The following is a 14,443-nucleotide window of genomic DNA, read 5'->3' on the forward strand; positions in this document are numbered from 1 at the left end:
GAGTTCCCATCGAAGTGATGCAAAATGCCCGATATAGTATGTATTACCCGCAAGCCTGATCCCTTACCGCTTCACCTGAAGATTCAGCTCCAGAATCTCACCGGGTAACCCATGATAATCTCCAACCCATGTGGATACAAAGTTCTGTCTGAGCAATATTCGACGCGATGCCGCATTGGACGGATCGATAACCGCATAAAGTACACCAATTCCCGCCGCCTGTGCCTGAATAATCAGCCGAGCTGCGATGGAAGTCCCGTGTCCTCTCCCCCAATGCTCCGGCAGAATCATGTAACCCATTTCCGCCCGGGACGGATCGGATTCATCCGGGATCAGTTTGGCGTAGGCCATTCCTACCCCGTCTTCACCAGATATCCGATAATAGCCACAATTGTTGCCGAGATTATAATTCAGCATGGATTCAAATTCCGCCGTAGCTTCATGCTCAGGCAGAGCACGTTCGGTAATCTGTTGCATGACTTCAATATTGGACACAAGAGCATAATAATCAGCAAAATCAGATGGTGCATATTTCAAGAAATTCATGACGAACATACCTCCTCCAAATGGCTAACAAGGACTTGCTCTTTTTATTTCACCTAGAGTATACCAGAAGCCAAGTATGCATTGCACACAACCACTTCATGTACAGAATTCTCATTCCTATCAGGTCCAGCAGGTACCAAAAAAGCGGCCTCCGTAGGAGACCGCCCAGCTTGCTTTTTATAAGAACTTCGTCCCCACTACGATCAGCTTGCCCGGGATGAAGGGTTAAGATTCATCTGCTGTTCACGTTGACGTGTACGACGTCCTTGACCCGGAGGCGTAATAATCAACGCCAGCAAGAGCGAGACGGCACACAGTACAGCGATCACAATAAAGGTAAGATGGAATCCGCCCAGCATGGCGCTGATAAACGATCCAGCCAAGGCACCAAATCCAAATCCCTGATAGATGACGCCGTAGTTTTTGCTCTGATTTTTCAGTCCAAAGTAATCTGCCACAATCGCCGGGAAGACCGTGATATTGCCACCGAAACAGAATGCGATAGCGGCTACACAGGCGAAGAAGATGCCAAAGCTCAGCGGTACCAGGCTCAGCGTCATTACGGCAACAGCCGTAACCAGCAGTGCTCCGGCAATAACTTTCATCCGTCCTACTTTATCCGACAACGCCCCCAGAATGATACGTCCAGCAGTGTTAAAGATCGCAACCATCGCCACCGCATTGGCCGCCGTAGCCACATTAAGACCTGCCAACTGCACACCGATGTCTTTCACAATACCGATCAGATACAGTCCACTCATACAGGCCGTGAAGAAAATAACGAACAGCATATACGCTTCTTTCGTGCGCAGCATTTCTTTGACCGTATAATCATGACGTGTTTCTGGTTGCTTCGCACCGTCCGTGCTACTTGCTGGAGCTTGTTCACGAACAACCGCTTCACGGATCAGGAACGAGCCGCCCACGATCAATACCAATACAATAATGCCCCAGTACATAAAAGCTTGAGCAGGACCAACAGCACCAATTAATGCCGAGTTCACGTATTTGAACAACAGACTGCCTGTACCAAAGGCCCCGACCGAAATACCTGAGATCAGACCTTTTCGCTCAGGAAACCACTTGATCAGGTTGGACAGGGAAGTAATGTACGCCGTACCATCCGCGAATCCAACCACAAATCCGGCCAGGATGTAGAGCAGTGTCAACGAACTCACTTGAGAACTGAGCACGAGTCCCAGACCAAGCACAACTCCGGCTACCCGAATCAGGCGACGAAGCCCCCATCGTTCTTGCAGTCGGCCGGCAAATAGTGTGGCAAATGCCAAAGCAAAGCTGGTAATCGAAAATGTTATCGCGACCGAGCTGACGTCCCATCCGAAACGATCAGACAACGGTTGATTAAATAAACTCCAGGTGTAGATGGTTCCGAGACCCATTTGTACAATGATGGTTCCCAGTACAATAAGCCAGCGGTTCATTTTCATAGTTGTAGATGCTGAATTAGGTGCGGATGAAATAGCTGCTTTCATCGTGATCTCCCCTTTGCCGATGTCATATATATGAATGCGTTCACAAGCTAATCATACATGAAAGGGGATTCATTACACCGATTTGAGCATGAGTTGCATCAGATGCGGAATGAAATGCCTCTAGATGCGCATGAGCTGCCTGAATTCTTTGACTTTGCCCCGGCTAACCGGTACTTCAGCCTCCAGATCACGCAAACGAAGCAGGTACGTATTGTTAAACCAAGGCACAATTTCACGAATTTGAGACAAATTCACGACGTAAGAACGATGGCAGCGGAAAAAGGTTTCCAGCGGTAATCGACCGTGAAAATCCGAAATACTGACCGGCATCGTAAACTCACCGTTTTTGGTATACACCTTCGTAACTTTCTCTTGAGCTTCCGCATAATAAATATCGGCGGTGTCTGTCACAATAATATTGTCATTGCGCAGCAGGTTAATGCGTCGTTCCGTCTGGGTATTGGATTCACGCGCCTGCATATTTGATGCAGACCATTCATCGTTGGCTTGAGCCGCATTGTGAGCCTGCCCATCGACACTGCCATGTTCACGTTTCTCCTGCTCATGATCCCGTTTGAACGCCGTTTCGAGTTTATGCAGCATCGCGGCAATTCGTTTCTCATCATAGGGCTTCAGAATATAGTCAAACGCCTCCAGCTCAAACGCTTCAGCCGCATGCTCCTTATAAGCCGTTGTGAATACGATATATGGCTTGCTCGCAAACTTTCCAATATGATGTGCCAGCATCATGCCGTCCAGCGAAGGGATATTTATATCAAGAAAAATAACGTCGACTTCCTGCTCCTGCAGAAACTTCAGCACATCCAGTCCATCTTCCAGACAATCTACCACTTCAATTTGGCTATGTTCCTGTATCAAGTAATTCAGTTCCTCACTTGCCGGAATTTCATCTTCAACAATAAGGGCTCTCATCGACAGTTCATCACCTTGTTACTACATCTCCTTTGGGTACATCAAATAAAATATCGGTTCCATGCTCCAGCCGTGTAATTGTTAACCCTTGTCCATAAATGAGCTTCACCCGACGATGCACGTTGTACAACCCGATCTGGTTGGCTGGCATCCGGTCATGGTAAACACGCTCAATAATGTCGGCTCCAATGCCTGCTCCTGTGTCACTGACCCCAATTCGCACAAAGTCAGGATAATCCTGTACCCGAATCCGTACGGTCCCGGGTCCTTTTACCTTGAGAATACCGTGGATAATGGCATTTTCCACAAGTGGCTGGATGACCAGACTTGGAATATGCACAGCCACCTCATCAATATCATAGATGACGTTAAGCCTGCTGCCGAAGCGCGCCTTCTCGATCTCCACATAATTGCGGACCTGCTCCAACTCCTTGTGAATATCGATAAGCTCATCCGATAGCTCCAGGTTATAGCGCATATATCCAGACAGATTCACAATCAATTCGCGTGCCCGATCCGGCTTGGTGCGAATGGATGAGGCAATGGCGTTCAGCGCATTGAATAGAAAATGAGGATGAATTGTGGTCTGCAATGCACGCAGCTCCGCTTTATTGGCCGCAGCCTTGATCTCCTCCACACGTGATACTTCCATCTGGGTGGAAATAATCTGGGACAGGCCCACAGCCATCGTTTGCAACGGATACGTAATCTTGTAAGCTTTGCGGTAATAGATTTTCAAGGCACCCGTTACTTCGCCCCGCTCTTTGAGTGGAATGATGAGGAGGGAGTGGATATCCGGCGTTTTTTCGTCAATGACATCATTGCTGATCGTAATCTCTCCGCTGGAGATCGTCTTCTTCGTCATCTCACTAATAATTTCATTACCGATGTGATATCGTTCCTCACCAAATCCCACATAAGCCAGTACATTTCGGGTATCCGTAATCGCAACCGCATCAGCCTGAATATCCTCCTGAATAATCCGGCAGATCGTACGCAGGGAGTCTTCATCAATGGAACGGAAGTACGGCAAGGTTTTGTTCGCAATCTCCAGCGCCAGCTTGGCCTGACGAGCTGCAATCATTTCCTTTTCCCCTTCCACACTCTGCACCAGCAGTACGATTAGCCCAATATTCACCTCACCTAATATCATCGGCAGCGCAATCTTCGAGACAATGTCGGCCCCCAGTGGATCGGGATAGGAATACAGCAGGATGAGCAGCATCGTAAGCGCCTCACAGATCATTCCGGCCGCAATACCGATCATCCAGCGCTTCGACTTAGGCGTATACTTATGTATATACCCGGAGACCAGACCTGCAAGGATACTCGTGATCAGGCACGGGATCGCCGTAACTCCATCCATATCGATTAAATATCGATGCACCCCGGACACAATCCCGGTAATGATGCCCACAGGCCCCCCGAACAGAATACCGCCAGACATAACAGCAATAATGCGCACATTCACCAGCGAACCTTCCACATTAATACCGGTATAGGTACCGAAGATAGCAAATGCACAGAATAACAACGTAACCGCAATGTACTCCTGCCATCTCAATTTTCCCTTTTGCAAAATCTGTCTAAATCGCGGTATCCTCGACAGAAAGAATAAAAATATAATCAGCAGTGCCGCCCGTTCAAACAGCCCCAGCAGCATCGTAAACATCTCCGTCAATCTGACTTCCTCCACATCCGTCAAAAATAAACGCCCTTAATCGCAGCAGCGTTTTCCTCACTTTGAAATCCATGTATGCTCGTATGCACCAGTTTACCGCTCCAATAGGAGGAAAGCAAAGTCGATCCTGTGAAAATGGAAGTAGTCGAAAGTCGCTAACCTATTGAACAGACGATACGGAATTCATTTTGCTCCAAACCATTCTCTTCCCTACCAACAAAGCTTCACTTACCTACACATAAAACTCCACTTCCAGAAATCCACTGTGTTATAATTAATTGGAACATTATGCTAATTGATTCAATGTAATTTATTTAAGAAAGGTGTATTTAAATGTTTGTAATGCTACTGATAGGCTCACTCCTGCTTTTTAGTGGTTTGTGGTACATCATTTACTTTATCTCGAAACGTACCCAAAACCCTAATCGCTCGTCTGCTCATGTGCTGAGAGTGATTTTAAGTATTTCGATCCTCGTACTAATAGTTGAAAACTACATATACGAAACAGTACCTTCTAATGCCATTTTAATTTTAGTATTTATTGCATCTTTAATAGCCACTAGCCCTTATTTTGTTAAGAATAAAGAGTGATGGGATGACACTAGCGGATCTGCATAAGATTTTGTTACAGAGTAATTTATAGCTAGTTTAGCAATCAACGGAGGATAAAATGATGACAACAATCCAGCAGGTTTTGAAAGTCTTCTCTGACCGGGTTTCAGTTTATACAGATCTGGATTGGACTATAGCTGGTTCAACAGCTTCCTTGATTCAAGGTTGTAACGATATACGGCCAAATGATATTGATATCTTGGTCAAATAAAACGGTGATGTTGATAAAATCGTCAACTTATGGGCTTTTGCCCGACTGAACATTCATGGAATCATTATTGAAATGGCCAACACCGTGTCGGACGAATACCTTGAATTAAGCCCTGTAGTGTGGGAGTTGAAAAGATATGAGGAGCTTTTTGGAATGCTGATTCCCGTGGTCCCCTTAGGATTGCAGCTGCATTCCAGTTATAAACAAAAGAATCCAGATCGCGTCAAAGCAATCAGCGAGGTCATTAAGTTGAAAAATCTGGATCTACAATTCATGGAGAACTATTTATCAAGCAGCTCCTATCGACAGCTCATAGAACAATTTAGATGATAATTCAAATAAAATCCGTTTAGAATCTGCAAATAGGTGTTTCATAAGCAACTTTTCCCCGGCAAATATAAAGAAGAAACCACTCCTCACAAAATGGAGTGGTTTTCTGAAAGTTAGAACTAAACCTTTGGTTCGAACAGTCAATTTAACTCTGCTATGATACGATGTAAAACCTTTTTGCTTTCTACGTCTTTTGGCCGTGGGATCCTGCCAATCTGTTCGTAAACCTCTTTCTCTTCCAAGAGCTGCCTAGGGTTCAAGACATAAGCTGATATTCCGTTCAACATAAAACGTTGTGGTAACAAGGAATCAAACCGCCAGACCCACTCAGGTAAGCCGTTCATAATAATGCTTCTATCCTCCGCTCTGGTTATATAGCAAAAAGTGATGTCTACGCCATCCTTCTGAAAATCAGATTGCCTACCTCGAAATTCTTCTTTGACGGGAACCTGTTCATATCGAGCTTCGATAAGAGCAGATTCTAACTGATCTCGGTATTGTATCCATGTTATCAAGTCTATATCGTCATGTAGACGGGTAACCTTTCCAAGTAAAAAATCAATTGCCCATCCGCCACGTAACCAAAAATCAATTTCCATTGTTGCAGATATTGCACTAATTTCACTTAATAAATTTAATTGTGATTCTGTTTGAGTTTGGAAAAGCGGATCTATCATATTAAACCTCCTGTAAAACAATTCATCGCTTCGCTATGTAAGCACCTGTTTAATACATTCCATTTTTAAAGGAGCAATGCTCATGGTACCATATGTTGGAATATATTTCTATATCGTCAATTATCCTCTAAGTACTTCGACACGCCTCAGTACTCCATATTCATATACGATTGACGGACGAGTTCAAGCACTCCATTTCTGCATAAATCCAGCTCGATTCATTTACATATATATTCTTCTTTATTCATAGGACTGGCACTCGCTTAAAAATCAAAAGGGCGGTTCATAAGTCATCTTGCTGACTTATGAACCGCCCCATCCATTAAAATTACTTCATACACATTCGATGTAATTTGGTTTTTATAAAATGAACTTCCAGTTACACTGTAACGGAGAGTGCAGAACCAATCTGGAGAAGCGAAGCTAAAAGCTTTCTGAAAGAAAGCTGCATCGGAAGCATACGCTGCGCCTTTATCACCGGATTTTACCCTTTCAAAGGGTAATTCAAAAAAATCCGGGGATAACAGCGATCGGAAGATGGTACTGCACTCGGAGTGGCCCCGTGTAAATGAAACTGTTTCATTTTATACCACCCAACATTCTATCGAATCCCTACCTAAACATGCCCCACAACTTAATCAAATGAAACGTATTGTTCGGATCGATCTTCTGCGCAAGAACAAAAGCAACAAATTGTTCCTCCTGAGTCGCAGAAAAATTCTCGTTCAAAATGACCGCTGACGACTTGACCAGCCTTCTTACCTTGGCCTTATCCTGCAAATCGGACTTGGTGACCCCATCTATCAACTTTTTGATACGCTCTTTGACAGCGGGATTTTTCATCTTTGTTTTGATCCGCTCCACCAGCTGCGGACTAATTCCATATTGTTGGTAACCCAAAACGAACAGCACCTCCTGAATAATGAACTCACTTCTTATTCATATGACAGGAGGGCCTGTACACTTGACATTTTCCCACGGAAAATGTGGAAAACCACACATTCATAGCCCGATCAATCGATCAGATCACCCTGGAATACTTGCTGCTGCTGTAAAAAGTCACGTAAAGGAGCGTAGTCAACAGACGTCCAGAAGCTCGCATCCGCAATCAGGCTGGAGACGTCATCTCGCGCCTGCTCCAATACCTCAAAATCTGCAACCATGTCGGCAAGACGGAACTCCGGTAATCCACTTTGCTTGGTGCCAAAGAAATCGCCCGGTCCCCGCATATCCAGATCTCGACGGGATACCTCGAATCCATCTTCGGTTTCCGTCATGACCTTCATGCGCTCCTGCCCCACCTCTGTCTTGGGGTCTGCAATGAGTACACAATAGGATGCATGAGCGCCCCGACCGACCCGACCACGAAGCTGATGCAGCTGCGACAGACCGAAGCGGTCCGCATCCATAATGACCATCAGCGTTGCGTTAGGCACATCGACCCCGACCTCCACAACTGTTGTGGAGACCAGAAGCTGAATTTCGTTGCTGTAAAAGTCACGCATCATCTCTTCCTTCTCGCCAGCCGTCATCCGTCCATGCAGCAGACCTACACGGTACTTCGGAAAGTTCTGTTGCATCTGGATATGCAGGTCAATGGCATTCTGTACATCCAGCTTCTCCGACTCTTCAATGAGCGGGCAGATCAGATAGGCCTGACGTCCCTGGTCCACTTCTCGCGAAATAAAACCAAGAACCCGGTCCATCATGTCATGCTTGACCCAGTACGTCGAGATAGGAATCCGCCCCTTTGGACGTTCCGAGATGGTCGATACTTCAATATCACCAAAAGCTGTAATGGCAAGCGTTCGCGGTATCGGCGTCGCCGTCATCGTTAACACATCCGGGTTATAGCCTTTACGCCGCAAAATGCTGCGCTGGTTCACACCGAAGCGATGTTGTTCATCTGTAACAACAAGACCCAAGTCACGGAAAAATACATCCTCCTGAATCAAAGCGTGTGTACCCACAACGATATCGATCATACCCATCTGCAAGGATGCAATCAGATCTTTGCGCTTCCGTCCATTCACGCTGCCCGTTAACAGCCCCACAGTTACGCCAAAAGGTTCAAACAGCTTTTGCAGTGAGCGCATATGCTGTTCTGCCAGAATCTCCGTAGGGACCATCAGAGCCCCCTGAAAACCGGAACGAACGGTCGTATACAGCGCGATCGCCGCAATAACCGTTTTACCTGAGCCTACATCTCCCTGCAGCAATCGATTCATCGAATACGGTGAACGCATATCATGCAGAATTTCAAGCTCTACCTTCTTCTGTGCATCCGTCAGTTCAAATGGCAAACTGCGAACAAACTCCCGAATCGTCGTATTATCCGTTGTGTGCACTACACCATCCATACGATCCCGGTTCAATGCACGATACGCCTGCATCTTGAGTTGAAACAAAAATAGCTCCTCATACACCATCCGCTGTCTGGCCTGCTGGCCTTCCCGGTTATCCTGCGGACGGTGAATCCCGGCAATCGCCTGTTTGCGAGGCATGAATCCATATTTGTTCATGAGTGATTGAGGCAGAATTTCGGGGATCATTTCCCCGAATTGGACTAACCCCTGATTAATCGTTTTGCGCATCCATGACTGCGTTAGCTTGCCGGTTACCGAATACACAGGCTGCAGCGTGCCCGATCGTCCTTCCCCTTTATCCGGGAATTCCGAGTCCGTTACGGTCATCTGCATACGCTTCTGTTCCCATTTCCCCGTAATAACAATCTCGCGATTGGGCGTAAGCTGTTCTTTCAGAAAATGCCGATTGAACCAGGTGGCTGAAATCATCCATTCTTCCGTCATCACCTTACAGGTAAGGCGTGACTTTTTGCCATAACGCTGCAACACCGGGATGCCCATCACTTTACCCTGTACCGTAATTTTGTCCCCGTCCTTCACCTCACTGAGCGAACGCAGCCGATAATCCTCATAACGGAACGGATAATATTCAAGCAAGTCTTTTACAGTAGAGATGCCAAAGGCGTGAAGCTCTCCCTCTTTGAGAGCACTCACGCCGCTAATTTGTTTTACCGATATTTCTTCCCATTTCATGTCTAATCCCTCATTCCGGAACAGGCCACATAAAGATGGCAATTACGCCAGGCCCAACATGGCTGCCAACGACAGCTCCAATATTGGTATACACCACTTCATTCAGTGTAAAATGTCCACGTAATTGCTCTGCACAAGCGATCGCTGATCCGGGGTCTGCGGTATGACCTACCGCCAGATTAACACGTTGACCCGCCAGATCCTGCTGAAACAGCTCAATAATGCGTGCCATGGCTTTTTTGTGACCTCTGACTTTCTCCACTGCGTAAATAACGCCTTCCTCATCAATGGACAAGATCGGTTTAATATTCAGCAATGTTCCCAAGATGGCCGCAGCTTTGCCAATCCGGCCGCCTTTCTGCAAATACTCCAATGTATCTACGAGAAAGAACAGCTTGCGGCTCTTCTGCATGGCTGCTACAGCCGCAGTGATCTCCGCAGCGGATTTGCCTTGTTCGGCAAGCTCGGCAGCCTGTACGACCAATAAACCATATCCATAGGATGCAGACTTCGAATCCAGTACCGTTATATCGCCCTCACGTTCCAGCAACGATTTGCCGAGCAGTGCCGATTGATAGGTACCACTCATGCCGGAAGACAAATGAATCGATACAATGGGCCGTTCCGGGTTCTCATCCAACAGCGAGTTATAGATATTCATAAAATCGGTGGGAGAAGGCTGTGAGGTTGTAGGCAGCACAGATACCTTCTCCAATTTTGCATAGAACTGTTCCGAAGTCAGATCAACGCCGTCTGCATAAGCTTCTTCCCCGAACAAAACACGCAGCGGAACAACATGAATCCCGTATTTACGGATCAGTTCTTCCGGTATATCTGCCGTGCTATCGGTTACGATCGCAACCTTGTGGCTCATCAGATCCCCTCCTCTTTGCTTAAGTGCTTCAGGACTCTACAGAGAACAAATAATAATAAACCGGCTGTCCTCCAAGATGCACCTCTACCTCAGCATCAGGATATTGTTCTTCAAGCCATGTGACAAGCGCAGCGGTAATCTCAGGGGTAGCCTCGTCCCCTTCAAGGATGGTCACCACTTCATCTCCGCTCTCCATCATCTGTTGCAGCAGACCTTCACATGCGTGCAGCATGCTTTCGTCCGTTGCAACGATCTTGGAATTATGGATACCGATGTAGTGTCCCGCTTTGATATCAAGCTCATCATATTGTGTATCTCTGACCGCATGAGTCACTTGACCGGACTGTACCCGGCTAATCGCCTCAAGCATATGGTCACGGTTGGTATCTGCAGACTCATCCTCCTGGAAAGCAAAAGCCGCTGCCATACCCTGAGGGATCGTCTTGCTCGGAATCACAATAATTCGACGCTCATCTTCAAGCAACTCCCTAGCCTGCTCGGCAGCAAGTACAATATTGGAGTTGTTCGGCAAAATAAATACCTGTTCTGCCGCGATCGAACGCACCGCTTTCACAAAATCTTCAGTGCTCGGATTCATCGTCTGTCCACCAGACAGAACAACATCCACGCCAAGACTCTGGAAAATCTCTGCAATGCCGTCACCGGAAGATACCGCGATGAAACCATATGGTGCCATCTCATCTGCTGGGAGCACGGCTTTTTCCACGCTACGCGCCGCTTCAGGCGGAATCTCTGCGAACAGCTCAGGCGAAGGCGCAATGTCCATGCCTGCTGTCAGCAGATCACGATGCTGCTCACGCATATTGAGAATATGAATTTGTGTGATTTCGCCATAACGGAGAGCCAGGTTTAATACATCCCCAGGTGTCTTGGAATGCACGTGAACCTTAATCACTTCATCGTCAGCAATAATAATGATGGAATCCCCGTTAACTGACAACGCTTTCCGGAATGCTTCGTCATCAAATGCAACACCTGCGTTCTCTCCAAGCTCGCGGTTAATAAAGAACTCCATGTCATACAGGAACTCAATATCTTCCGTTTCCAGTCGCGCTTGGGCAGACATTGGCATCTCCGGTACGATTACCTGCTGTGCAGGCTTCGCAGAAACCAATTCTGACGGTGCAGCCGGTTTCAATGCAGATGCCGCTACGGTTGGTTGTACGTCTCTCTGGAAGGATGTACGACTTGCTCCGTCCGTTTGCAACAGAACGTCCATAAAGCCTTCGTAAATATATACAAGCCCCTGACCTCCTGAATCCACAACACCGACCTGTTTCAATACAGGCAGCAATTCCGGAGTCATTGCCAGTGCTTCTTTTGCTTTTAACAATACTTCATTCATTAATTCAGTTATATCATTCGTCCGTCTTGCGTAGTAGCTGGCATGTTTCGCCGCTTCCTTGGCTACGGTAAGAATGGTCCCTTCAACGGGTTTCACTACGGCTTTATAAGCTGCGTCCACACCGTTCTGCAGGGCTGCGGCGAACTGGAGTGTATTCAGTTCCTCATAAGGAGCAGCTGAACGACTGAATCCGCGGAACAATTGCGATAATATTACTCCGGAATTCCCCCGTGCGCCCATAAGCAGGCCTTTTGATAAAATACCGGCAGCTTCTCCGATGGAGGCAGAACTCTTGCGTTTAATCTCTGCGACTCCTGCACTCATTGTCAAATTCATGTTCGTTCCCGTGTCACCATCCGGCACAGGGAAAACATTCAGGGAATTGACGTGCTCTGCATGCTGTCCAAGTTGTTCCGCTCCGGCAAGTACCATTGCGGTGAAATCTGTTCCATTTAAAGAACGTATACTCAAGTGAGAATTCCCCTTCCTAGCTTGATACACGAACATCTTGCACCAAGATGTTATCTGGTCTGTTCATGCGCAAACGCTTATCGCGTTATTCTTCGTCCATACCTTGTCCGGCACAGGCATAATAATACATAATGTCAGCCGGATTAACGGTCTGGGCGGCCGGGCAACCGATATCCTGCAATTGCTCTGTTACCCCTAATTCGGGGCATACGGATATGCACCGGTATCAAGAGCCGGCATGAATGCCGCATGGAGACTGGTGCCAATGATGGAATGCCGCAGCTCACAGCGTTGCCAAAAAAGCAGACCACCGACCCTTTAAGGCCGGTTTTTTCTCCGGCTTCCCGCGGCAACAGCCTGTTCAACGCTGTATTATGGACTATTCAACATTGTACTATATTAGACAGGAGAAATAAATAAAGTTTTTGGATCAGTTGACGAAGCTTTTTTCAATATGATATTATATTCAAGTATTGTTTTATGCAGGTTTAGTAATGGAAATGATCCGGCTATGCCGGCTTGAACAACGCCATTAGCTACTGGAACCTGACCATTGTGGTCAGGAAGAACAATTTAGCCCGTCTGGAATGGCATTCGTGTCTCCTTAGGGCAACTGGTTATTTTAGGATAGGAGGTGTAATCTATGTCTCGCAAATGTTATGTGACAGGTAAGAAACCGGGCACCGGTAACCACGTATCCCACGCTAACAACCGTAACCGTCGTTCTTGGGGCGTAAACGTTCAGAAGGTCCGCATTCTCGTGAACGGTAAACCAAAACGTGTATACGTAAGCACCCGTGCACTGAAAGCCGGTAAAGTGACTCGCGTATAATCACGCAAAGCTACTATAAATCGGGTAAGCAAAAAGCACCTTGTTCCTTGCAGGTGCTTTTTTGGTATTCAGAAATAAAATCATGAATACACACATCAGCATGTGAATGTCCGCCGCATGGCGCTTCGCAGGTCCGAATTCCAGATGATCCTGAAGCCAAAGCGGCGGTATTCGCCAATGGAACCTTTTAATCATGTCAGTTCTTTTGAAACGTATTAAGAATCGCTTTTACAAACCCTCCCAAAAACTTCGGCAGTTTGAATGTGTAAAATTTCATACTTCACCCTCCCCATCATGCTCATGCATCCGCCGTATCCTATGCTCCAGGCCTTCTTTGCCTTAAACACGACAAAAAAGGCTACATGAGAAACCTGCTCATGTAACCATATTTATGCGGAACCCTTTGTCCCTATTCCACAATGACGAGCCTGGTTATCAGGTCATTTAGGTTTGAGTAGGGATATATTGATAAGCAGCGATCATGAATACACTCAATAAGTAATACAGTATGCTGAAAATCACAAAAGTAACCCGAAGTCCTGTACGGTCAAATTTGCGGAAGTACATAATGACAACACCAACCCCGATCAATGACGTAATCGCATTGTATGGGGATTGAATAACCGCAAACATAGCAAGCACCAGTCCCGTAACGAGACTCGCAGCCATTGTCCACAGCGTCTCCTTGAGGTTCATGCTCAGCCTCCGTAACTACTGCGAATTTCGGCAATCGCGGCAGCGCGATCTTCACGTCCAAATACAGCACTTCCCGCAACGAGCACATCCGCTCCAGCTTCAACTACAAGCGGAGCCGTGTCGGCAGCAATACCGCCATCCACTTCAATATGCACGTCATGACGTCCTTTTTCGTTCAACCAGCTACGAATTTGCTTGATTTTGTTCATGGTGCCAGAGATGAAAGCCTGTCCACCAAAACCTGGATTTACGGTCATGACAAGCACCATATCCACATCGTCCAGCACTTCCTGAATAGCACTCGCCGGAGTTCCCGGATTAAGGGCAACCCCTGCTTTAACTCCCTGTTCCTTAATCAGATGAATAACCCGGTGCAGATGCACACAAGCCTCAGCATGAACCGTAATGACCGCCGCGCCAGCTTTTGCAAATTCCTCAACATAACGCTCTGGGTTCTCAATCATCAAATGCACATCAAGCGGCAAGCTTGTATGTGGAGCGATCGCTTTTACAATCGCAGGTCCAAGCGTAATATTAGGGACGAAATGACCGTCCATGACATCAACATGAATCCAGTCTCCGCCAGCAGCTTGGGCTTCCGCCACTTCCGCGCCGAGACGGGCAAAATCCGCAGATAAAATAGATGGGGCAATTTTAATCAT

Annotated in this window: 13 protein-coding genes; 1 reads left to right on the plus strand and 12 read right to left on the minus strand. The window is 46.8% G+C overall.

The features are described 5' to 3' along the window. Positions 1 to 63: 63 nt before the first annotated feature. The 9 genes from BUA17_RS24875 to BUA17_RS24920 all read right to left on the minus strand — a co-directional run bounded on the left by BUA17_RS24875 (position 64) and on the right by BUA17_RS24920 (position 12,253). The gene (locus BUA17_RS24875) at positions 64 to 546 is read right to left on the minus strand and encodes a GNAT family N-acetyltransferase (protein ID WP_063565615.1); all 483 of its coding nucleotides are present in this window, start codon (positions 544 to 546) and stop codon (positions 64 to 66) included. A 203-nt stretch (positions 547 to 749) separates the two neighbouring features. Continuing rightward, positions 750 to 2,039, minus strand: coding sequence for an L-lactate MFS transporter (locus tag BUA17_RS24880; RefSeq protein WP_170867935.1), 1,290 nt, complete (start codon positions 2,037 to 2,039; stop codon positions 750 to 752). Between the two features lie 120 nt (positions 2,040 to 2,159). Further along, positions 2,160 to 2,972 carry a LytR/AlgR family response regulator transcription factor gene (locus tag BUA17_RS24885; RefSeq protein ID WP_072735342.1) on the minus strand — a complete coding sequence of 271 codons (813 nt, stop codon included), beginning with the start codon at positions 2,970 to 2,972 and terminating at the stop codon, positions 2,160 to 2,162. A 10-nt stretch (positions 2,973 to 2,982) separates the two neighbouring features. Continuing rightward, positions 2,983 to 4,635 (minus strand): sensor histidine kinase, encoded by a 1,653-nt coding sequence (locus BUA17_RS24890; RefSeq protein ID WP_063565755.1) that lies wholly within the window; start codon positions 4,633 to 4,635, stop codon positions 2,983 to 2,985. A 1,311-nt stretch (positions 4,636 to 5,946) separates the two neighbouring features. After that, on the minus strand, positions 5,947 to 6,483 hold the full coding sequence (locus tag BUA17_RS24900) for a nucleotidyltransferase domain-containing protein (RefSeq protein WP_072735344.1): 537 nt from the start codon (positions 6,481 to 6,483) through the stop codon (positions 5,947 to 5,949). 612 nt (positions 6,484 to 7,095) lie between these two features. Next, positions 7,096 to 7,383: a stage VI sporulation protein F gene (locus BUA17_RS24905; protein ID WP_063565612.1), complete on the minus strand. Its 288-nt coding sequence runs from the start codon at positions 7,381 to 7,383 to the stop codon at positions 7,096 to 7,098. A gap of 113 nt (positions 7,384 to 7,496) precedes the next feature. Further along, positions 7,497 to 9,542, minus strand: a complete 2,046-nt coding sequence (gene recG, locus BUA17_RS24910; protein WP_072735345.1) for an ATP-dependent DNA helicase RecG — start codon at positions 9,540 to 9,542, stop codon at positions 7,497 to 7,499. A 10-nt stretch (positions 9,543 to 9,552) separates the two neighbouring features. Beyond that, positions 9,553 to 10,416 carry a DegV family protein gene (locus tag BUA17_RS24915; RefSeq protein WP_072735346.1) on the minus strand — a complete coding sequence of 288 codons (864 nt, stop codon included), beginning with the start codon at positions 10,414 to 10,416 and terminating at the stop codon, positions 9,553 to 9,555. Between the two features lie 28 nt (positions 10,417 to 10,444). Beyond that, the gene (locus BUA17_RS24920) at positions 10,445 to 12,253 is read right to left on the minus strand and encodes a DAK2 domain-containing protein (protein ID WP_072735347.1); all 1,809 of its coding nucleotides are present in this window, start codon (positions 12,251 to 12,253) and stop codon (positions 10,445 to 10,447) included. A gap of 643 nt (positions 12,254 to 12,896) precedes the next feature. Here BUA17_RS24920 and rpmB point away from each other — a divergent pair. Beyond that, a complete protein-coding gene (gene rpmB / locus BUA17_RS24925) occupies positions 12,897 to 13,085 on the plus strand; it encodes a 50S ribosomal protein L28 (protein WP_024631107.1) in 189 nt (62 codons plus the stop codon). 196 nt (positions 13,086 to 13,281) lie between these two features. Here rpmB and spoVM read toward each other — a convergent pair whose 3' ends face one another. The 3 genes from spoVM to rpe form a co-directional block, all read right to left on the minus strand. Beyond that, positions 13,282 to 13,362 carry a stage V sporulation protein SpoVM gene (spoVM, locus tag BUA17_RS24935; RefSeq protein WP_019424875.1) on the minus strand — a complete coding sequence of 27 codons (81 nt, stop codon included), beginning with the start codon at positions 13,360 to 13,362 and terminating at the stop codon, positions 13,282 to 13,284. Positions 13,363 to 13,529: 167 nt separating this feature from the next. Then, positions 13,530 to 13,781 (minus strand): hypothetical protein, encoded by a 252-nt coding sequence (locus tag BUA17_RS24940; RefSeq protein WP_063565607.1) that lies wholly within the window; start codon positions 13,779 to 13,781, stop codon positions 13,530 to 13,532. A 2-nt stretch (positions 13,782 to 13,783) separates the two neighbouring features. After that, positions 13,784 to 14,443: a ribulose-phosphate 3-epimerase gene (rpe, locus tag BUA17_RS24945; protein WP_053784310.1), complete on the minus strand. Its 660-nt coding sequence runs from the start codon at positions 14,441 to 14,443 to the stop codon at positions 13,784 to 13,786.

The organism is Paenibacillus sp. ov031 (assembly GCF_900143165.1).
In the GTDB taxonomy this organism is placed as follows: Bacteria; Bacillota; Bacilli; order Paenibacillales; family Paenibacillaceae; genus Paenibacillus; species Paenibacillus marchantiae.

Bases quoted from the DNA above. Each gene is read 5' to 3' on its own strand.
- BUA17_RS24880 (WP_170867935.1), bottom strand. From the start codon at position 2,039: ATGAAAGCAGCTATTTCATCCGCACCTAATTCAGCATCTACAACTATG.
- BUA17_RS24900 (WP_072735344.1), bottom strand. From the start codon at position 6,483: ATGATAGATCCGCTTTTCCAAACTCAAACAGAATCACAATTAAATTTA.
- rpe (WP_053784310.1), bottom strand. From the start codon at position 14,443: ATGATTAAAATTGCCCCATCTATTTTATCTGCGGATTTTGCCCGTCTC.
- BUA17_RS24875 (WP_063565615.1), bottom strand. From the start codon at position 546: ATGAATTTCTTGAAATATGCACCATCTGATTTTGCTGATTATTATGCT.
- BUA17_RS24890 (WP_063565755.1), bottom strand. From the start codon at position 4,635: ATGCTGCTGGGGCTGTTTGAACGGGCGGCACTGCTGATTATATTTTTA.
- BUA17_RS24885 (WP_072735342.1), bottom strand. From the start codon at position 2,972: ATGAGAGCCCTTATTGTTGAAGATGAAATTCCGGCAAGTGAGGAACTG.
- recG (WP_072735345.1), bottom strand. From the start codon at position 9,542: ATGAAATGGGAAGAAATATCGGTAAAACAAATTAGCGGCGTGAGTGCT.
- BUA17_RS24940 (WP_063565607.1), bottom strand. From the start codon at position 13,781: ATGAACCTCAAGGAGACGCTGTGGACAATGGCTGCGAGTCTCGTTACG.
- rpmB (WP_024631107.1), top strand. From the start codon at position 12,897: ATGTCTCGCAAATGTTATGTGACAGGTAAGAAACCGGGCACCGGTAAC.
- spoVM (WP_019424875.1), bottom strand. From the start codon at position 13,362: ATGAAATTTTACACATTCAAACTGCCGAAGTTTTTGGGAGGGTTTGTA.
- BUA17_RS24915 (WP_072735346.1), bottom strand. From the start codon at position 10,416: ATGAGCCACAAGGTTGCGATCGTAACCGATAGCACGGCAGATATACCG.